Origin of the sequence: Frateuria sp. GZRR33 (assembly GCF_051900425.1) — a bacterium.
Classification (GTDB): domain Bacteria; phylum Pseudomonadota; class Gammaproteobacteria; order Xanthomonadales; family Rhodanobacteraceae; genus Frateuria_A.
In genome coordinates this window covers 205,464-224,151 of the sequence record NZ_JBHZGK010000002.1, presented here as the reverse complement: position 1 = coordinate 224,151, position 18,688 = coordinate 205,464, and the positions used below count along the sequence as shown (strand labels likewise).

The following is an 18,688-nucleotide window of genomic DNA, read 5'->3' as shown; positions in this document are numbered from 1 at the left end:
TCCGAATGTGTGTGAGTGGATCGCAAGGCCTCCCCCATCCGCCCTTCGGGCACCTTCGCCCGCGCGCGGGGGAAGGATCGGGGGGATCCGGCACCTTGAACCTTTTCCCCGCGCGAGGGAAAGGTCCGGGACGGGGCACCTTGAACTTCCGCAGCGGGAGAGGCTCGGGACGCATCACCTTGGTCTTCCCGCGGCGGGAACGCTCGGGACCAGCGCCTTGATTTTTCCGTCCACGGATGGCCAGGGATGCGGCGCCCTGGTCCCTCCCTCCCCCGTACCACGGGGAGAAGGTGCCCGCAGGGCGGAGGGGGGAGACGTGCCTCAACCCTCGGGCGCAGCGTCGAACATGTCGCCCACCATCGCCTGCCGCGGCGGCGGATTGCGGCCCAGGTGCCGCCAGGCCTTGGCGGCAGCCATGCGTCCGCGCGCGGTGCGGATCAGGAAACCCTGCTGGATGAGGTAGGGCTCGACCACGTCTTCCAGCGTGCCACGGTCTTCGGAAAGCGCGGCGGCCAGCGACTCGACGCCGACCGGGCCGCCATCGAAACTTTCGATGATGGTGGCGAGCAGCCGGCGATCCAGTTCGTCGAAGCCCTGGGCGTCGACCTTGAGCATGTCCATCGCCGCCTGCGCCGCCTCGCGCGTGATCTTTCCGCCCGCGCGAACCTCGGCGTAATCACGCACGCGGCGCAACAGGCGGTTGGCGATGCGCGGCGTGCCGCGCGAGCGCCGGGCGATCTCCGCCGCGCCCTCGACCTCGCACTCGATCCCGAGGATCCGCGCCGAGCGACGCACGATCGCGGTCAGCTCCTCGGGCGAATAGAACTCCAGCCGCTGCACGATGCCGAAGCGGTCGCGCAGCGGCGCGGTGAGCAGGCCGGCGCGCGTGGTCGCGCCAATCAGCGTGAACGGCGGCAGGTCCAGCTTGATCGAGCGCGCGGCCGGGCCCTCGCCGATCATGATGTCGATCTGGAAGTCCTCCATCGCCGGGTACAGCACTTCCTCGACCACGGGCGAGAGGCGATGGATCTCGTCGACGAACAGCACGTCGTTCTTCTCGAGATTGGTCAGCAATGCGGCCAGGTCGCCGGCCCGCTCCAGCACCGGGCCCGAGGTGGAGCGCACGTTGACGCCCAGCTCGTTGGCGATCACGTGGGAGAGCGTGGTCTTGCCCAGGCCCGGCGGCCCGAAGATCAGCACGTGGTCGAGCGCGCCGCCGCGCTTCCTGGCCGCCTCGATGTAGATCGAAAGCTGCTCGCGCACCGCCTGCTGGCCCAGGTAGTCGTCCAGGCGCTTCGGGCGGATCGAGGCCTCCAGCGCCTCGTCGTCGAGCTGGGCGGCGGAGGTGATGATGCGGGCTTCGGTCATGCAGCCATTATGGCAGGCCGCCGCAGGCCCCGTCGCTCACCGACGTGGACTGTCCGGCTCCGCCCTTCCGGTTTTTTCAGTGGGACAGGTAGTACAACGCACGCCCGATACTGGTGCCGGCGAGCGTGGCCATGGCGAAGGCGATCGACAGGGCAAGCACGATCATCCCCAGCCGAACGGCAGGCGGGCTCTTTGCCAGTGCGTCTTCGACGCAAGCCAGATCGACCTTCATCATCGCTCCTTGTCCGTCGTCGGGAGATACCATCCTGCCATTGCCGGTCAAACGGCGCATGGCCGCCGACCGGACCGCTGACGCGGTTGGCCCCGGTTCCTCAAATCTCCACCTGCGCGCCCAGTTCGATCAGCCGGTTGCCTGGAATCTGGAAGAACGCCGTCGCCGGCAGCGCGTTGCGGGCAAGGAAGGCGAACAGTTTGTCTCGCCACAGCGCCATGCCGGGACGGCGCGCATCCGCCACGATGGTCTCGCGCGAGAGGAAGAAGGTCGTGTCCATCAGGTCGAAGGTCAGCCCCTCGCGGCCGCACAGCGACAGCGCGTGCGGGATGTTGGGGTCTTCCGCGAAGCCGAACCGCAGCTCCAGCCCATAGAAGCCGCCGTCCATCGGCGTGATCTCGATGCGCTCGTCAGCCTCGGCGACCGGCGTCTCCAGGATCTGCACGGTGAGCATCACGTTGCGCTCGTGCAGCACCTTGTTGTGCTTGAGGTTGTGCAGCAGCGCGTGCGGCACGGCGTACTGGTTGGCGGTGAGGAACACCGCCGTGCCCGGCACGCGCAGCGGCGGGTGCTCGGCCAGGTTCTCGATGAACGGTGCCAGCGCCAGGCCGCCCTGCTTGATCTCGCGCACGACGAGCTCGCGGCCGCGCCGCCAGGTGGTCATCACGGCGAACAGGAACAGGCCCAGCACCAGCGGGAACCAGCCGCCGTCGGGGATCTTCAGCGTATTGGCGCCGAAGAACGACAGGTCCACGCATAGCAGGCCGATGGTCAGCGGAATCACCGCGGCCAGGCTCCAGTTCCAGCGACGCCACGCCACCAGCATCACCAGCAGCGTGTCGATCGCCATGGTGCCGGTCACTGCGATGCCGTAGGCGCCGCCCAGCGCTTTGGACGATTGGAAGCCGACCACGGTCAGGATCACCATCACCATCAGCGCGCGGTTCACCCACGGCAGGAAGATGTGGCCGATCGCTTCGCGCGAGGTGTGCACCACCTGCATGCGCGGGACGAAGCCGAGCTGGATCGCCTGACGGGTCACCGAGAAGGCCCCGGAAATCACCGCCTGCGAAGCGATCACCGCCGCTGCGGTGGCGAGCACGATCATCGGGTAGCCGGCCCAGTCCGGCACCGCATGGAAGAACGGATTGACCGCCGCTTCCGGCTCGTGCAACAGCAGTCCGCCCTGGCCGTAGTAGTTGAGCAGCAACGAGGGCAGCACGAAGAAGAACCAGGCGGCGCGGATCGGGAAGCGGCCGAAATGGCCCATGTCGGTGTACAGCGCCTCGGCGCCAGTCACGCACAGCACCACGGCACCCAGGGCGACGAACGAGATCACCCCATGCGAGGCAAAGAAGCGCACGGCGTACCAGGGCGAGAGCGCCTTGAGCACCTCGGGCGCCTGCAGGATGTTCCACACACCGATCACCGCCAGGGCCAGGAACCAGATGCCCATCACCGGGCCGAACAACGCCCCGACTTTCGCCGTGCCGTGTTTCTGCAGCCAGAAGAGGAACAGCAGGACCAGCACCGCCAGCGGCACGACCCAATTGCTCAGCGATGGCGCCATCACTTCAAGGCCCTCCACCGCGGACAACACCGAGATCGACGGCGTGATCACGCCGTCCCCGAAGAACAGCGCCGCGCCCAGCAACGCCATCAGCATCACGATCCGGCGCGCCATCGGTGAGCCGCCGACCGCGCGCTGGGCCAGCGTCATCAGCGCCATGATGCCGCCCTCGCCGCGGTTGTCCGCGCGCATCACCAGCGTGACGTACTTGATCGCCACCACGGTGATCAGCGCCCAGGTGACCAGCGAAAGCACGCCCAGCACCGTGCTTTCGGACGGATGCAGGCCGTACTCGGGGCGGAACACTTCCGCCAGCGTGTACAGCGGGCTGGTGCCGATGTCGCCGAACACCACGCCGATGGCGCCCAGGATCAGCGCGGTCTTGGTGCCGTGCAGCTGCTCGGCGCCCTCGACCGGGGGCTCGTTACGGGATGCGTCGTTCATGTCTCTCGCTCATGCCGCCGGACCTTCAGTGGCCCAGCGCGGCGCGTAGCGCCTTGCGGATGATCGCCTCGGCGTCGTCGCCTTCGGCGGCGACCTTCTGCACGAGGCGGGTCACTTCGGCGGGCTTGTAGCCCAGTTGCTGCAGGGCGACCGTGGCTTCGCCGGCCGGATCCAGCGGTGCGCCGGCGCTCTTGCCGGATCCGCCCGGCAGGCTTGCGCCCAGGCCATCCACGCGGTCGCGCAGCTCCACCACGATGCGCTCGGCGGTCTTCTTGCCGATGCCGGGGATCTTGGTCAGCGCGACCACGTCGCCGGCCTGCACCAGTCGCGCGAAATCGGCGGTGGAAACACCCGACAGGACCGCCAGCGCGATCTTCGCGCCGATGCCCGAGACCTTCTGCAGGTTGCGGAACAGCGCGCGCTCGTCCTCGCGCAGGAAGCCGTACAGCGCGACGCTGTCCTCCTTCACCGCGTAATGGGTGAGCAGGGTCACTTCCTTGCCGGTCTGCGGCAGGTCGTAGATGGTCGACATCGGCGCCTCCAGCTCGTAGCCGACGCCGCCGACCTCCACCAGCAGCCAGGGCGGCTGCTTGGAAACCAGCGTGCCGCGCAGTCGTCCGATCATCGCCGCCTCCAGGCCGTACGGGGAATGCCCACGCGCGCCAGGCTCGCGCGCGTGTGCGCATGGGTCACCGCGATCGCCAGCGCGTCGGCCGCGTCCGGCTGCAGCGAGCCCTTCAGGCCGAGCAGGACGCCCACCATGTGCTGGACCTGGGTCTTGTCGCCGCGACCGCTGCCGACCACCGCCTGCTTGATCTCGGTCGGCGCATACTCGTGCACCGCCAGGCCCTTGGCCGCCACCGCGCAGATCGCCGCGCCGCGCGCCTGGCCGAGCTTCAGCGCCGAATCCGGATTGCGCGCCATGAATACCCGCTCGATGCCGCACTCGGCGGGCTGGTGGTCGCCGATGATGGCGGTGAGCTCGTCAAAGATGCGTTTCAGGCGCAGCGGGAAGGTTTCCTCCCCCGCCACCGCGAGCGCGCCGTGGTGCACGTGCGTGAGCTTGCCCACCGCATCCACGTCGATGATGCCGAAGCCGGTGCGCTGGCTGCCGGGATCGATGCCCAGGATGCGGCAGCCGGGGGTGTCGGATCGGGTAGTCATGCGGCAATCGATCGCCGGTTCACGGGCGCCGCCGGCGGCATGCGCACGCGGCTCCCGCCCTGCCGTCAGCCATCGGCCGGCAGCTGAGCGTTGTGATAGACCTCACTCACGTCGTCCAGCGCGTCCAGGCGCTCGAGCAGGTCGGTCAGCGGTTCGAGCACGTCCTCGGGCACGGCCACGCGGTTGTTCGGGCGCATGCCCACGCCTGCGTGCAGCGACTCCAGGCCGGCATCGGCCAGCGCCTGCTGCACCGCCTCGAAGCTCTCCGGCGCGCACAGCACGGTGCTTTCGCCGTTCTCGTTCACCACATCGTCGGCGCCGGCTTCGAGCGCCGCCTCCAGCACCTTTTCCTCGGCTGCCTCGTCACCGCCGGTGGCGAAGGTGAGCTCGCCGCAGCGAGTGAACTGGAACGCCACCGAGCCGGAGGTGCCCAAGTTGCCGCCGTGCCTGGTCAGCGCGTGGCGCACGTCCGCGACGGTGCGGGTGGGGTTGTCGGTGAAGCATTCGATGATCATCGCGACGCCACCCGGACCGTAGCCCTCGTAGCGAAGCTCCTCGCCGCCGCCCTCGGCACCCGAGCCGCGCTTGATCGCGCGCTCGATGGTGTCCTTGGTCATGTTGGCCGACAGCGCCTTGTCCACCGCCGCGCGCAGGCGCGGGTTGGCGGCCGGGTCGGCGACGCCGGCGCGGGTGGCGACGGTAATCTCGCGGATCAGCTTGGTGAACACCTTGGCGCGCTTGGCGTCTTCGGCGTTCTTGCGGCCTTCGATCGACGGGCCTCTACCCATGGCGGGAAACCTGAACAATGGACAAGCGGGCGATTTTACTCCAACCCGTGCCGCAGCCGACAAATTCCCATACCGCCGTGTGGTCGCGCGCCGAAGGCGCTCCTACGGGGAAGCGAATCGCCCGTTCTGCAGGAAGTGCACCACTTGTTGGGCGGCATCGGCCGACAGCACCAGGCCAGTGTGGCTGGTTTCGACCACGCAGTGGTCGGTGAGGCCCGGCAGCCGCGTTTCGGCGACGGCGACCGTGCCATCGTGCTCGCCTTCCATGTGCGCGAGCATGGCGCCCAGGCCGATCGGCACGCGGCCGGCGATCACGCCCACCTCGCGCTCGCCGTCCCAGCGCTCCATGCCGTGCTCGAGCAATTCACGGTTATGCCCCAGCAGGGCCTCGCCGCCCTGCCCGAAACCGGCGAAACCGCGCGCCGCGGCGCTGCCCTGCAGCGGGGAACCCAGGCAAACGATCCGCCCCGGCGGCAGGTCGACCGCTTCGCGGCAGGCCTGCAGCGCCAACAGGCCGCCCAGGCTGTGGCCAACCAGATGTACCGGGCCGGGTGCGTAACGCTGCATGCGCAGGTGCAGGCGCTCGACGATGCGCTCCTGCGAGGACACCACGCTCATGTAGTCGAAGCGGTCGACGGCGAAGCCCGCGTCGGCCATCCGCTTGTGCAGCAGGCCCAGCGCAAAGCCGCGCATCCACAGGCCGTGCAGCAGGATGATCTGGTCGGGCATGGCGCGGCCTGTCGTAGGGTGGGCTTCAGCCCACCTTGGGGCGTACGGCGGGGTGGCAAGGTGGGCTGAGGCCCACCCTGCGGGTACCGGTCAGCCGGCGACCTTGACGTGCAGTTCCTTGAGCTGCGCCTCGGCCACGGCCGAAGGAGCGTCGGTCATCAGGTCCTGCGCGCTGGTGGTCTTGGGGAAGGCGATCACGTCGCGGATCGACTCGGTGCCGGCCATCAGCGCGGCGATGCGGTCGATGCCGAAGGCCAGACCGCCGTGCGGCGGCGCGCCGAACTTGAGCGCCTTGAGCAGGAAGCCGAACTTGGCCTCCGCCTCTTCCGCGCCGATGCCGAGCAGCTCGAACACCGCGCTCTGCATCTCCGGGCGGTGGATACGGATGGAGCCTCCGCCGATCTCGTTGCCGTTGAGCACCATGTCGTAGCCGCGGCTGACCGCCGTGGCGGCGTTGGCCTTGAGGTCGGCGATGTCGTCGACCTTGGGCGCGGTGAACGGATGATGCAGGGCGACGTAGCGCTGCTCTTCCTCGTCGTACTCGAACATCGGGAAGTCGGTGACCCACAGCGGCTTCCAGCCCGCCTCGACCAGCCCGCGGTCCTTGCCGACCTTCAGGCGCAGCGCGCCCATGAAATCGGTGACGGTCTTCCACTTGCCCGCGCCGACGAACACGATGTCACCAGTCTGCGCGCCGGTGGCCGACAGCACCGCCTCCATGGCCGCGTCATCGAGGAACTTCGCCACCGGCGAGCTGACGCCCTCGCGGCCCTTGGCGCGATCCTCGACCTTGATCCAGGCCAGGCCCCTGGCGCCGTAGCGGGCGACGTACTCGGTCAGGCCATCGATGTCCTTGCGCGAGAGCGCCGCGCCGCCCGGCACGCGCAGCGCGGCGACGCGGCCGGCCGGGTCGTTGGCCGGCTCGGCGAACACCTTGAACTCCACGCCCTGGAGCGCCTCGGCCACGTCGACCAGCTCCAGCGCAATGCGCAGGTCCGGCTTGTCCGAACCGAAGCGGCGCATGGCCTCGGCGTAGGTCATGCGCGGGAAGCTGGCATCCAGTTCGACGTCTACCACTTCCTTGAACACGTGGCGGATCAGCCCCTCGACGAAGTCCTGCACGTCCTGCTCTTCGACGAACGCGAACTCCAGGTCGAGCTGGGTGAACTCCGGCTGGCGGTCGGCGCGCAGGTCCTCGTCGCGGAAGCAGCGCGCGATCTGGTAGTACCGGTCGAAGCCGGCCATCATCAGGATCTGCTTGAACAGCTGAGGCGACTGCGGCAGCGCGTAGAACTGGCCCGGATGCACGCGGCTGGGCACCAGGTAGTCGCGCGCGCCCTCGGGCGTGGCCTTGGTCAGGATCGGCGTCTCGATGTCCTGGAAACCGCGCGCGTCGAGGTAGCGGCGCAGCGCCTGCACCAGCTTGATGCGCCGGCGCATCATCGTCTGCATCTCCGGCCGGCGCAGGTCGAGGTAGCGGTAGGTCATCCGCAGGTCCTCGTTGGGGTTCTCGTGCAGCGCGAAAGGCAGATCCTTCGCCGCGTTGAGCACCTCGACGGTGTCGGCCACGAGTTCCACCGTGCCGGTCCTGAGCTTGTCGTTGACTGACAGGCGCTTGCGGATCGTGCCGGTGACCTTCAGGCAGTACTCGTTGCCGACCTCGCCCGCCACCGCAAATGCATCGGCGTTCTCGCGCTCGACCACCACCTGGGCCAGACCCTCGTGGTCGCGCAGGTCGATGAAGGCGACGTGGCTCTGCAGGCGGATCGTGTTGACCCAGCCGCACAGGGTGACGGTCTGGCCGACCAGCGACTCGTCGATGAGGCCGCAGTAGTGCGTGCGCATAGGAACGGGAACTCCGGGGATGGTGCCGATTGAGGCGTGCGAACGGACGATTTTAGCATCGCCCCGTCGGCCACATGCAGCCAGCCCTGTAGGAGCGCACCTGTGCGCGACCGTGACGCATCCGGGTCGCGCACCTGTGCGCCCCTGCACTGATGCATGGCTTGGCTCAGTCGCTCGCGGGCTTGCTCTCGGCGGCCGGGGCCGGAGCGGGGGCCGGCGCCGCTGCCTTGGCCTCGCCGTCGCCGGCCAGGTTGCGCTTCTTGTCCCCGTCCTTCTTGAAGTCGGTTTCGTACCAGCCGCTGCCGGCGAGCCGGAAGGAGGGTGCGCTGACCTTCCGCTGCACGCGCGGCGCCTCGCAGGACGGGCAGGCGGATGGGTCCGGGTCGGACAGCTTCTGCAGGCGGTCGAAACGGTGCCCGCACTGGGCACATTCAAATTCGTAGATGGGCATGTGTGGCTAACTCCGGGCAGGCAGCCCCGTCGGAAATGCTGGTGCGCATTATCGAGTCGCCCGTCGCGTTTTCAATGGCGTACGGCTTGGCGCATCCCGGCGCCGGGAGTAGCCTGCCTTTTGGCGCGCATGGACCTACGCGACACCACGCCTGCGCGCGTCTCCGCTGGACGTTGCCCTGCGTCCGTCGATCCGATGCCGGCATCGACCGTGCATCGCCCGCACCGCTACAGGAGTTGCCGTGAATCATCCCCGCCCCCTTCCCCGCCTCGCGCTGCTTCCGGCGGCGCTGCTGCTCGCCTGCTCCGCGGCGCACGCCCAGGACACCGGCGCCACTGCGCAGAAAGCCAGGAACCTCGGTACGGTGATCGTCACCGGCACGCGGGCCGACAACCGCACCGAAAGCAGCTCGCTCACGCCCGTGGACGTGGTGTCGGCGCAACTGCTCAAGCAGACCGGCACCACCGAGCTGTCCACCGCGCTGGCACGGGTGATTCCCTCGCTGACCTTCCCGCGCCCTTCCGCCGCCGACACCGCCGATTCGCAGCGCCCGGCACAATTGCGCGGCCTGTCGCCGGACCAGGTGCTGGTGCTGGTCGACGGCAAACGCTGGCACCCGGGGGCGATCATCCTCACCAACGGGGTGCTGGGCCGCGGCTCCCAGGCGGTCGACCTCAACACGATCCCGATCGACGCGATCGACCACATCGAAGTCCTGCGCGACGGCGCCTCGGCGCAGTACGGCTCCGACGCCATCGCCGGGGTGATCAACATCGTGCTGAAGAAGGGCGCCCAGGGCGGCGACGTGGCGCTCTCCGGCGGCCAGTACTCGGCGGGCGACGGGCGCAAGTGGCAGGGCTCGGCCAGCGCAGGCATACCACTGTCCGATGCCGGCTGGATCCGTTTCACCGCGCAGGCCGGCCACCAGGACTACACCAATCGCGCCGGTGCCAACCGCACGCGTCCGCAGGACGGGGTCACCCAGCGCTACGGCGATCCGGAAGTCACCGATCGCAACCTGATGCTCAACGGTCAGTACGACGTCGGCGGCGCACAGCTGTACGCCTTCGGCCACTACGGCAAGCGTGACTCGGTCTCCCCGGCTTTCTTCCGCAACCTGGACAACGCCAACGCGGTGCCGTCGCTCTACCCCAATGGCTACCTGCCGCTGGAAAACGCCCAGGCGACCGACCGCTCGCTGGTGGTGGGCATCCGGGGCAAGACGGACGGTGGCTGGCGCTGGGACGTTTCGGGCAACTACGGTGGCAATCGCGTGTCGTACGCCACCTTCAACACGCTCAACCGCGCCTACCTCAACGACTTCGGCAGCACGCCGACGCGCTTCCACGACGGCATCCTGGACGCCACACAGCAGTCGCTGGACGTGGACATCGCCAAGGACCTGTCGGTCGGCTGGCTGCCCAATGACGTGACGCTGGCCTTCGGCGCGGAATACCTGCGCCAGAGTTACCAGATCCAGGCTGGCGACCTGCCCTCGTACTACACCGGCACCTCGGGCTTCTCCGGCGGCGCGCAGGGTTTCGGTGGCTACCAGCCGGCCAACGCCGGCTCGCACAGCCGGCACGACGTGGCCGAATACGTGAGCGTGGAGACCAACCTGACCGACCGCCTGGGCACCTCGCTGGCGGTGCGCCACGAGGACTACTCCGACTTCGGCACGACCACCTCCGGCGCGCTGGCCGCCCGTTTCGATTTCACCGACCGTTTCGCTCTGCGCGGCAGCGCCTCGACCGGCTTCCGCGCGCCCTCGCTGGCGCAGCAGTACTACTCGTACACCTCGTCGCTCTACTTCGGCGAAGGCAACTCGCTGGGTCTGCCGGCCGGCATCTACAACACGGGCCTGGTGTCCTCGACCAGCGCCATCGCCACGCTGCTGGGCGGCGAGCCGCTCAAGCCCGAGAAGTCGCGCAACCTCACTTTCGGTGCCGTGTGGACACCGGTCGACGGACTGGACCTCAGCGCCGACCTCTACCAGATCAAGATCCGCGACCGCGTCACCCTCTCCAGCACGATCTCCACGACGTCGCCGGCGGTACGCGATTACCTCGCCGCCAACGGCATCACCAACACCAATTTCAGCGGCATCTCCTACTTCACCAACGCGGTGAACACCCGCACGCGCGGCATCGACCTGGTCGCCAGCTACCTGTTCGACGTGGGCGACGGCGCCTCGCTGCACACCACGGTCAGCTTCAACTACAACAAGAACGAAGTGACCGACGTGCGGGCGAACCCCGCGGTGCTGGACGCCCTGGGCGTGAGCTTCAAGCGCATCGACCGGCGCGACCAGTTCGGCCTGCTGGCCGACACCACGCCGCGCAGCAAGCTGATCTTCAACTGGCTCTACACCAATGGTCGCTGGAGCCTGGACAGCACGCTGACCCGCTATGGCGGCTTCACCTCGTACAACTCGACCGACCCGACGCTGGACCAGCGCTTCGACTCGAAGTGGCTGTTCGACCTGGCGCTCAACTACTCGATGGATCGCTGGATGTTCACGGTGGGCGCGGACAACGTGTTCGACAGCTACCCGGACCGGGTGATCCAGGCCAGCGACAACAACGGAGCGATGCCGTACAGCGTGTTCTCGCCGTTCGGTTTCAACGGGGCGTACGTGTACGGGAAGATCCGCTACAGCTGGTAGCTACAAGCCGCCCCGGAACAGCTCCCTCTCCCCTCCGGGGAGAGGGTTGGGGTGAGGGGCCGAGGCTCGCCACGGACTTCGGGCGGGCGAAGGATAAAGAAAAGCCATTCCTGCTTGCGCAGGAATGGTTCAAGGCAATAGCAGAATTTCCCGCGAGCCCCGCCCCTCACCCCAGCCCTCTCCCCGGAGGGGAGAGGGAGCAGAGCCGCGCGCCGATGCGGGCGTCAGGCAGCTTTGAAGGTAAGGCGCCCGCCCTCGGCATCCACATGGATGGTGGTGCCTGGCGTGAAGCGCCCTTCCAGGATTTCCCGCGCCAGCGGATTCTCCAGCTGCTGCTGGATCGCACGCTTGAGCGGCCGCGCGCCGTAGACCGGATCGAAGCCCACGTTGCCCAGCAGCGCCAGCGCGTTGTCGCCGATCTCGAGCTTCAGATCCCGCTCGGCGAGCCGCTTCTCCAGGTAGGCCAACTGGATCTTCGCGATCGCACGGATCTGGTCCTTCTCCAGCGGCCGGAACACCACCAGCTCGTCCAGGCGGTTGATGAACTCGGGCCGGAAGTGCGCCTGCACCACGCCCATCACCGCCGCCTTCATCTTGGTGTACTGCTCCTCGGGGTCGCCGCCCGAATCGGCCGCGTCCTGGATCATCTGCGAGCCCAGGTTCGAGGTCATCACGATGACGGTGTTGCGGAAGTCCACCGTGCGGCCCTGGCCGTCGGTCAGGCGCCCGTCGTCCAGCACCTGCAGCAGGATGTTGAACACGTCCGGGTGCGCCTTCTCCACCTCGTCCAGCAGGATCACCGCGTAGGGGCGGCGGCGCACCGCCTCGGTGAGGTAACCGCCTTCCTCGTAGCCGACGTAGCCCGGGGGGGCGCCGATCAGGCGAGCCACGGAGTGCTTCTCCATGAACTCGCTCATGTCGATGCGCACCATCGCTTCGGACGTGTCGAACAGGAATTCGGCCAGCGCCTTGCACAGCTCCGTCTTGCCCACGCCGGTGGGACCCAGGAACAGGAACGAGCCGTAGGGACGGTTCGGATCGGACAGGCCGGCGCGGGCGCGGCGGATCGCATCGGACACCGCGCGCACCGCCTCGTTCTGGCCGACCACGCGCTTGTGCAGCGCCTCCTCCATGTGCAGCAGCTTCTCGCGTTCGCCCTCGAGCATCTTGGATACCGGGATGCCGGTCCAGCGCGAGACGACTTCCGCGATCTCCTCGTCGGTGACGCGGTCCTGCACCAGCTTGAACTCCTGCTTCTCGGCGGCCTGCGCGGCGGCGAGCTGCTTTTCGAGCTCCGGCAACTGGCCGTACTGGATCTCGCTCATCCGGGCGTAGTCCTGCCGGCGCTGGGCCGCTTCCAGCTCCAGCCGCGCCGCCTCGATCTGCTCCTTGATCTTGGTCGCACCCTGCAGCGCGGCCTTCTCGGACTTCCACACCTCGTTCAAATCGGAGAACTCGCGTTCGAGCTTCTCGATGTCGCTCTCCAGATCGGCCAGGCGCTTCTTGGACGCCTCGTCGGTCTCCTTCTTCAGCATCTCGCGCTGGATCTTCAACTGCGTCAGGCGCCGCTCCAGGCGGTCGAGCTCCTCCGGCTTGGAGTCGATCTCCATGCGGATGCGGCTGGCCGCCTCGTCCATCAGGTCGATCGCCTTGTCCGGCAGCTGGCGGTCGGTGATGTAGCGGTTGGAGAGCGTGGCCGCGGCGACGATCGCCGGATCGGTGATCTCGACACCGTGGTGCACCGCATAGCGCTCCTTCAGGCCGCGCAGGATGGCGATGGTGTCCTCGACCGAAGGCTCGCCCACGAAAACCTTCTGGAAACGTCGTTCCAGCGCGGCGTCCTTCTCGATGTACTTGCGGTACTCGTCCAGCGTGGTGGCGCCGATGCAGTGCAGCTCGCCGCGCGCCAGCGCGGGCTTCAACATGTTGCCCGCATCCATCGCGCCCTCGGCCTTGCCGGCGCCGACCATGGTGTGCAGTTCGTCGATGAACAGGATCACCCGCCCTTCCTGCTTGGCCAGGTCATTCAGCACGGCTTTCAGGCGCTCCTCGAACTCGCCGCGGAACTTGGCGCCGGCGATCAGCGCGCCCATGTCCAGGGCCAGCACGCGGCGGTCACGCAGGCCCTCGGGTACCTCGCCCTTGACGATGCGCTGGGCCAGCCCCTCGACGATCGCGGTCTTGCCCACGCCCGGCTCGCCGATCAGCACCGGGTTGTTCTTGGTGCGCCGCTGCAGCACCTGGATGGTGCGGCGGATCTCCTCGTCGCGGCCGATCACCGGATCGAGCTTGCCGCTCTCGGCGCGCGAGGTCAGGTCGACGCAGTACTTCTCCAGCGCCTGGCGCTGGTCTTCGGCGTTCTCGCTCTGCACCTTCTCGCCGCCACGCACCTTGTCGATCGCCGCTTCCAGGTTGGCCTTGGTGGCGCCGGCGGCCTTCAGCGCCGCGCCGACCTCGCCCTTGTCCTCCAGCGCCGCCAGCACGAACAGCTCGCTGGCGATGAACTGGTCGCCGCGCTGCTGCGCGAGCTTGTCGGTCAGGTTGAGCAGGCGCGTCAGGTCGTTGCCGACGCTGATGTTGCCTTCCTGCCCGCGCACCTGCGGCAGCCGGCCGAGGATCTCGCCGACGCGCTCGCGCAGCGCCGGCACGTTGACGTGCGCCTGGGTCAGCAGCGGCGCGGTCGAGCCGCCCTGCTGGTCGAGCAGCGCGGCCATCACGTGCGCCGGCTCCAGGATGTTGTTGTCGCGGCCCACGGCCAGCGACTGCGCGTCGGCCAGCGCCTGCTGGAAACGCGAGGTGAGTTTGTCCATCCGCATGATGTGGATCCTTCGAAAATCCAGGGCGGCCCCCGGCCGCGATGCGCATGAGATAGGGGCGTCTCAGTGGCCTTCAAGACGACCGGCACACCTGTTCGGGGCAGGGGCCGGGCCCGTATCATTTTCGGTTCAGCCCGCAGGGACGCCGTGTGATGAAACCTTCCGGATCGCGTGTATGAGCAGCCTCGCGTGGGCGTGGTTCAACGCGCTGCAATTGCTTTTCACCCTGCTCTGGACCGCCGCCTGGATCTGCCTGGCGCTGTTGGTGCGCCTGCTCACCGGCGGACGCCACTGGCCGCTGCGGATGGCCTCTCGCTGCTGGGCGCCCGGGCTGCTGCACGGCGCCGGCGCGCGGCTGGAAGTGCACGGACTGGATCGGGTCGACTGGTCGCGGCCGCACATATTCGTGGCCAACCACCAGTCGATGATCGACATCTGCGCGCTGTTCCGCGCCGTGCCGGTGCCGTTGCGTTTCGTGCTGAAGCAGGAGCTGGCGAAGGTGCCCTTCGTCGGCTGGTACGCACAGGCGATGGGCATGGTGTTCATCGAGCGCGCCAGCGCACGCAGTTCGGCGCGCCGCCTGCGTGCGGCGGTCGAGGTCGTGCGTGGCGGGGCCAGCGTTTGTGCGTTCCCGGAAGGCACGCGCAGCCGCGGCCGTGTGGGCCCGTTCAAGGGCGGCGCCTTCCAGCTGGCGATCGAGGCCGGCGTGGCGGTGGTGCCGGTGGCGATCGAAGGCAGCGGCAGGGTATTGCCGGCCGCGGGCTTTCATGTGCGCCCTGGAAAAATCGTGGTGCGGTTCGGCAGTCCGCTCTCCAGCCAGGGGCTCGTGCCCCACGAGCGCAGTGCGCTGGCCCGGCAGGCGCGCGAGGCGGTGGTCGCGTTACTGGCCGAAAGCTCTGCTCAGTAGCGCAGCAGCGCGTGCAGCGGCGCCTTGCCCTGCCAGCGCGCCCTGCCCGCGAGCGCCTCCAGCTCGATCACCACGCCCGCCCCCACCAATTCGACGCCGAGCCGCTCGAGCAGCGCCTGCGCCGCGGCCAGCGTGCCGCCGGTGGCGAGCACGTCATCGACCAGCAGCGCGCGTTCGCCGCGGGCCAATGCATCGGCGCGCACTTCCAGCCGGTCGTGGCCGTACTCCAGCGCGTAATCGATGGCGACCACCGGCGGCGGCAGCTTGCCCGGCTTGCGCAGCGGCACGAAGCCCGCGTTGAGCTTTTGCGCCAGTGCCGCGCCGAAGATGAAGCCGCGCGACTCGATCCCGCACACCACCCGCACGCCCTCGCCCAGCCAGGGCTCGGCAAGGGCATCGATGCAGCGCGCGAAGGCGCCCGCATCGGCCAGCAGCGGCGTGACGTCGCGGAACACGACGCCCGGCTGCGGGAAGTCGGGAATGGCGCGGATGAAGGCTTCGAAGTCGTGCATGGCATGGCCCTCGTCGGGAGTCGTGCAGGATCGCCTATTTTCGCCGGGCGCCGCGCAGCGTGCCCAGCAGGATGCCGGCCAAGGCCAGCGCCAGTCCCAGCCAGTCGCCAGCACCAGTGGGGCGCTTGAACAACAGCACATCCAGCACGAAAGCCAGCGCCGGCTGCAGCAGGAGCAGCAGCCCCACCAGCGACGCCGGCAGCAACGGCATTGCGCGCACCATCAACAGCCAGGCGATCACCTGACCGAAGAAACCCAGGGCCAGCAACGCGCTCCAGCTGCGCGCCGTCGTCAGCGCGAAGGTGTCGCCCTCGAAGCCGCCCCAGGCGAGCAGCAGCCCCGCGCTCAGCAGGCTCATCAACCCCAGGAACTGGGCAGCCGACAATGCCGTGTGCCCGGACAGCGCCCGCCGGAAGCTCAGCAGGTACAACGTATAGGCCACGCCGCTGGCAAGCCCGAGCCACACGCCCAGCCGATGCCGCGCGTCGAACAGCGACCAGTGCGCACCGACCAGCAGCCACAACCCGGCCAGCGCCACCGCCAGGCCCGGCACGAACCATCGCCCCAGCCGCTCGCGGTAGACCCACCAGCCGACCAGTGCCATCAGGAACACCTGGAAGTTGGTCAGCAACGTGGCGACGCCGGGGCCGACCCAGAGGATCGAGCGGTGCCAGAAGATCAGGTCGAGTGAGAACCCCAGCGCCGGCAGCAGCGCGAGCGTGAGGTCGCGCCAGCGGATGCGTACCCACCGCCGGGTCAGTACCACCCAGCCGAAAAGCATCGCGCCGCCGAACAGCATGCGGTAGAACGCCGAGACGGTCGGCGCCACCTGTGCCAGCACGACGAAGATGCTGGTGGTGGACAGCAGCATCGCGCCCAGCGCCATGCGGCCGACCGCCGCCGGCGGCGCGCCGGGCGCCGCGGCCTGGGGAGCCTGTGCGGTCACGGCGTATCGGTCGCCAGTTGCGTGTCGCCGTCCCAGTCGCCGATCGATGCGCGCGCCTCGGCCAGCTGCGCCTCGACCTGGCGCACCACCGCTTCGGCGGCCTCGGCGGAGGATTCGGGCACCATCACGGCGACGTAGTCGAGCGCGGGCAGCTGGCCCACCGCCCCGGTCAGGTACTCGCCGGACACGAACGCGGGAATGTCATCGCGTTCCAGCGCATCCTTCACCAGATGGGCGTCGATCAGGCTTTCGGCTCGGTAGGCGATGCGCATGCGGCCACGCTACTGCGCGGCGAACGGAGCGGCAAGCGGAACGCCCCGCCTCGCCTCGGAGAGCGAGCGAAGAGGCCCGGTGCTGGAAGGGAACCCGACGAAGCCCTCCTCCCGGCAGAGGGTTGCGCGGGAGCGGTTTCCCCGCCGCCACGAAAAGAACGCAGGGCCACTCGCAACTCAGGGTAAACTCCCCGGTTTCCGCCCCGTACCCGCCCGAGCCGCACCGATGTCCAGCGAGAACCCCGCCGCCGAAGCCCCCAACCAGGAAAACATGCCGCGGGATTTCGTGCGCCAGATCATTCGCGAGGACCTCGCCAGCGGCAAGCACACGGCGATCCGCACGCGCTTCCCGCCCGAGCCCAACGGCTACCTGCACATCGGCCACGCCAAGGCGATCTGCCTGAACTTCGGCATCGCGCGCGAGTTCGGCGGCTGGTGCAACCTGCGCCTGGACGACACCAATCCGGGCAAGGAAGACCCCGAGTTCGTCGAGGGCATCAAGGACGACGTCCGCTGGCTGGGCTACGAGTGGCACGACCTGCGCCACGCGTCGGACTATTTCGATGTGTTCTACCGCGCTGCGCTCAAGCTGATCGAGGACGGCAAGGCCTACGTCGACGACCTGTCTGCCGACGAGGTGCGCGAATACCGCGGCACGCTGACCGAGCCGGGCCGCAATTCCCCGTACCGCGACCGTTCCGTTGAGGAAAATCTCGACCTGTTCAAGCGCATGCGCGCGGGCGAGTTCGCCGACGGCAGCAAGACGCTGCGCGCGAAGATCGACATGGCCTCGGGCAACATCAACCTGCGCGACCCGGCGCTCTACCGTATCCGCAAGGTCGCCCACCAGAACACCGGCGACGCCTGGCCGATCTACCCGATGTACGACTTCGCCCACGCGCTGTCGGACGCGATGGAAGGCATCACCCATTCGCTGTGCACGCTGGAGTTCGAGGACCATCGCCCGCTCTACGACTGGTGCGTGGACAACGTCGACCTCACCGCGCATCCGGCGCTGTGGCGGTCGGTGGTCGAGGCCGGCCTGGAGGCCAGGCCCGCCAAGCCGCGGCAGATCGAGTTCTCGCGCCTGAATCTGTCCTACTGCATCACCAGCAAGCGCAAACTCGCGCAACTGGTGAACGAAGGCCTGGTCGACGGCTGGGACGACCCACGCATGAACACCCTGCGCGGCCTGCGCCGGCGCGGCTTCACGCCGGCCGGCCTGCGCCTGCTGATCGAGCGGCTCGGCATCAGCAAGCAGAACAGCGTGATCGACTACGCCATCCTCGAGAACTGCGTGCGTGAGGACCTGGACGCCACCGCGCCGCGGCGCATGGCCGTGCTCGATCCGATCAAGCTGACCATCACCAACCTGCCCGGCAATCACGAAGAGACTCTCGTCTTCTCCAATCATCCGAAGGACGAGAGCTTCGGCACACGCGAGGTGCCGTTCGGGAGCACCGTGTGGATCGAGCGCGAGGACTTCGCCGAGGTGCCGCCCAAGGGCTTCAAGCGCCTGGTCCCCGACGGCGAGGTGCGGCTGCGCGGCGTGGGCATCGTCAAGTGCGGGGAAGTGGTCAAGGACGCCGCCGGCGACGTGATCGAACTGCGCTGCACGCTCGATCCGGACTCGCGCGCCGGCCTGCCGGGCGCCGACCGCAAGGTCAAGGGCACCATCCACTGGGTCAGCGCGCGCCACGCGGTCGCCGCCGAGGTGCGCCTCTACGACCGCCTGTTCGACGTACCGGCGCCGGACGACGAGAGCGACGGCAAGAGCTGGATCGAACACATCAATCCCGACGCCAAGCGCGTGGGCCGCGGCTGGCTGGAGCCGGCGGCGGCACATGTCGAACCGGAACAGCGCTTCCAGTTCGAGCGGCTGGGCTACTTCGTCGCCGACCGCATCGACCACCGGCCGGACGCGCCGGTGTTCAACCGCACCGTGACCCTGCGCGACACCTGGGCCAAGCAGGGCTGAC

The 18,688-nt window shown here is 68.5% G+C and carries 16 protein-coding genes; 3 read left to right on the top strand and 13 right to left on the bottom strand.

The genetic code is table 11. From position 1 onward, the window contains the following. Positions 1–321 precede the first annotated feature (321 nt). The 9 genes from ruvB to ACFWZU_RS03370 all read right to left on the bottom strand — a co-directional run bounded on the left by ruvB (position 322) and on the right by ACFWZU_RS03370 (position 8,591). Positions 322–1,368, bottom strand: coding sequence for a Holliday junction branch migration DNA helicase RuvB (gene ruvB, locus ACFWZU_RS03410; RefSeq protein WP_439700005.1), 1,047 nt, complete (start codon positions 1,366–1,368; stop codon positions 322–324). A 76-nt stretch (positions 1,369–1,444) separates the two neighbouring features. Further along, positions 1,445–1,600, bottom strand: coding sequence for a hypothetical protein (locus ACFWZU_RS03405; protein WP_439700004.1), 156 nt, complete (start codon positions 1,598–1,600; stop codon positions 1,445–1,447). A 100-nt stretch (positions 1,601–1,700) separates the two neighbouring features. After that, a complete protein-coding gene (locus tag ACFWZU_RS03400; RefSeq protein WP_439700003.1) occupies positions 1,701–3,614 on the bottom strand; it encodes a potassium transporter Kup in 1,914 nt (637 codons plus the stop codon). 25 nt (positions 3,615–3,639) lie between these two features. Beyond that, positions 3,640–4,239, bottom strand: coding sequence for a Holliday junction branch migration protein RuvA (gene ruvA / locus ACFWZU_RS03395; RefSeq protein WP_439700002.1), 600 nt, complete (start codon positions 4,237–4,239; stop codon positions 3,640–3,642). After that, entirely contained in the window at positions 4,236–4,778 is a 543-nt protein-coding gene (gene ruvC, locus ACFWZU_RS03390; RefSeq protein ID WP_439700001.1) for a crossover junction endodeoxyribonuclease RuvC, read from the bottom strand. Before ruvC ends, ruvA begins: the two co-directional genes overlap by 4 nt. Positions 4,779–4,843: 65 nt before the next feature. Beyond that, a complete protein-coding gene (locus ACFWZU_RS03385; protein ID WP_439700000.1) occupies positions 4,844–5,566 on the bottom strand; it encodes a YebC/PmpR family DNA-binding transcriptional regulator in 723 nt (240 codons plus the stop codon). Between the two features lie 102 nt (positions 5,567–5,668). Continuing rightward, a complete protein-coding gene (locus tag ACFWZU_RS03380; RefSeq protein WP_439699999.1) occupies positions 5,669–6,295 on the bottom strand; it encodes an esterase/lipase family protein in 627 nt (208 codons plus the stop codon). A 90-nt stretch (positions 6,296–6,385) separates the two neighbouring features. Continuing rightward, entirely contained in the window at positions 6,386–8,140 is a 1,755-nt protein-coding gene (gene aspS / locus ACFWZU_RS03375) for an aspartate--tRNA ligase (protein ID WP_439699998.1), read from the bottom strand. 166 nt (positions 8,141–8,306) lie between these two features. Continuing rightward, positions 8,307–8,591 (bottom strand): FmdB family zinc ribbon protein, encoded by a 285-nt coding sequence (locus tag ACFWZU_RS03370; protein WP_439699997.1) that lies wholly within the window; start codon positions 8,589–8,591, stop codon positions 8,307–8,309. A 241-nt stretch (positions 8,592–8,832) separates the two neighbouring features. Between ACFWZU_RS03370 and ACFWZU_RS03365 the strand changes: the two genes are divergently transcribed. Further along, positions 8,833–11,256, top strand: a complete 2,424-nt coding sequence (locus ACFWZU_RS03365; protein ID WP_439699996.1) for a TonB-dependent receptor plug domain-containing protein — start codon at positions 8,833–8,835, stop codon at positions 11,254–11,256. Positions 11,257–11,480: 224 nt separating this feature from the next. Here the strand turns inward: ACFWZU_RS03365 and clpB are convergent, their stop codons facing one another. Beyond that, on the bottom strand, positions 11,481–14,072 hold the full coding sequence (gene clpB / locus ACFWZU_RS03360) for an ATP-dependent chaperone ClpB (RefSeq protein ID WP_439699995.1): 2,592 nt from the start codon (positions 14,070–14,072) through the stop codon (positions 11,481–11,483). A 175-nt stretch (positions 14,073–14,247) separates the two neighbouring features. On the opposite strand from clpB, the gene ACFWZU_RS03355 reads away from it, so the two are divergent. Further along, complete coding sequence (locus ACFWZU_RS03355) at positions 14,248–14,979, top strand: lysophospholipid acyltransferase family protein (RefSeq protein WP_439699994.1); 732 nt, start codon at positions 14,248–14,250, stop codon at positions 14,977–14,979. Here ACFWZU_RS03355 and ACFWZU_RS03350 read toward each other — a convergent pair. From ACFWZU_RS03350 to ACFWZU_RS03340, 3 genes are read right to left on the bottom strand one after another with little or no spacing between them, the layout of a single operon-like run. Then, a complete protein-coding gene (locus tag ACFWZU_RS03350; protein ID WP_439699993.1) occupies positions 14,973–15,491 on the bottom strand; it encodes an adenine phosphoribosyltransferase in 519 nt (172 codons plus the stop codon). The genes ACFWZU_RS03355 and ACFWZU_RS03350 overlap by 7 nt on opposite strands. Before the next feature lie 34 nt (positions 15,492–15,525). Further along, complete coding sequence (locus ACFWZU_RS03345; protein WP_439699992.1) at positions 15,526–16,437, bottom strand: DMT family transporter; 912 nt, start codon at positions 16,435–16,437, stop codon at positions 15,526–15,528. Beyond that, positions 16,434–16,709, bottom strand: coding sequence for a putative signal transducing protein (locus ACFWZU_RS03340; RefSeq protein WP_439699991.1), 276 nt, complete (start codon positions 16,707–16,709; stop codon positions 16,434–16,436). The genes ACFWZU_RS03345 and ACFWZU_RS03340 overlap by 4 nt, the downstream gene beginning before the upstream one ends. A gap of 226 nt (positions 16,710–16,935) precedes the next feature. Between ACFWZU_RS03340 and ACFWZU_RS03335 the strand changes: the two genes are divergently transcribed. Further along, the gene (locus ACFWZU_RS03335) at positions 16,936–18,687 is read left to right on the top strand and encodes a glutamine--tRNA ligase/YqeY domain fusion protein (RefSeq protein WP_439699990.1); all 1,752 of its coding nucleotides are present in this window, start codon (positions 16,936–16,938) and stop codon (positions 18,685–18,687) included. Position 18,688 lies beyond the last annotated feature (1 nt).

What these genes read in the sequence shown, in the direction of transcription:
- ruvB (WP_439700005.1), bottom strand. Translation starts at nt 1,368, where the DNA reads ATGACCGAAGCCCGCATCATCACCTCCGCCGCCCAGCTCGACGACGAG.
- ACFWZU_RS03405 (WP_439700004.1), bottom strand. Translation starts at nt 1,600, where the DNA reads ATGAAGGTCGATCTGGCTTGCGTCGAAGACGCACTGGCAAAGAGCCCG.
- ACFWZU_RS03400 (WP_439700003.1), bottom strand. Translation starts at nt 3,614, where the DNA reads ATGAACGACGCATCCCGTAACGAGCCCCCGGTCGAGGGCGCCGAGCAG.
- ruvA (WP_439700002.1), bottom strand. Translation starts at nt 4,239, where the DNA reads ATGATCGGACGACTGCGCGGCACGCTGGTTTCCAAGCAGCCGCCCTGG.
- ruvC (WP_439700001.1), bottom strand. Translation starts at nt 4,778, where the DNA reads ATGACTACCCGATCCGACACCCCCGGCTGCCGCATCCTGGGCATCGAT.
- ACFWZU_RS03385 (WP_439700000.1), bottom strand. Translation starts at nt 5,566, where the DNA reads ATGGGTAGAGGCCCGTCGATCGAAGGCCGCAAGAACGCCGAAGACGCC.
- ACFWZU_RS03380 (WP_439699999.1), bottom strand. Translation starts at nt 6,295, where the DNA reads ATGCCCGACCAGATCATCCTGCTGCACGGCCTGTGGATGCGCGGCTTT.
- aspS (WP_439699998.1), bottom strand. Translation starts at nt 8,140, where the DNA reads ATGCGCACGCACTACTGCGGCCTCATCGACGAGTCGCTGGTCGGCCAG.
- ACFWZU_RS03370 (WP_439699997.1), bottom strand. Translation starts at nt 8,591, where the DNA reads ATGCCCATCTACGAATTTGAATGTGCCCAGTGCGGGCACCGTTTCGAC.
- clpB (WP_439699995.1), bottom strand. Translation starts at nt 14,072, where the DNA reads ATGCGGATGGACAAACTCACCTCGCGTTTCCAGCAGGCGCTGGCCGAC.
- ACFWZU_RS03355 (WP_439699994.1), top strand. Translation starts at nt 14,248, where the DNA reads ATGAGCAGCCTCGCGTGGGCGTGGTTCAACGCGCTGCAATTGCTTTTC.
- ACFWZU_RS03350 (WP_439699993.1), bottom strand. Translation starts at nt 15,491, where the DNA reads ATGCACGACTTCGAAGCCTTCATCCGCGCCATTCCCGACTTCCCGCAG.
- ACFWZU_RS03340 (WP_439699991.1), bottom strand. Translation starts at nt 16,709, where the DNA reads ATGCGCATCGCCTACCGAGCCGAAAGCCTGATCGACGCCCATCTGGTG.
- ACFWZU_RS03335 (WP_439699990.1), top strand. Translation starts at nt 16,936, where the DNA reads ATGTCCAGCGAGAACCCCGCCGCCGAAGCCCCCAACCAGGAAAACATG.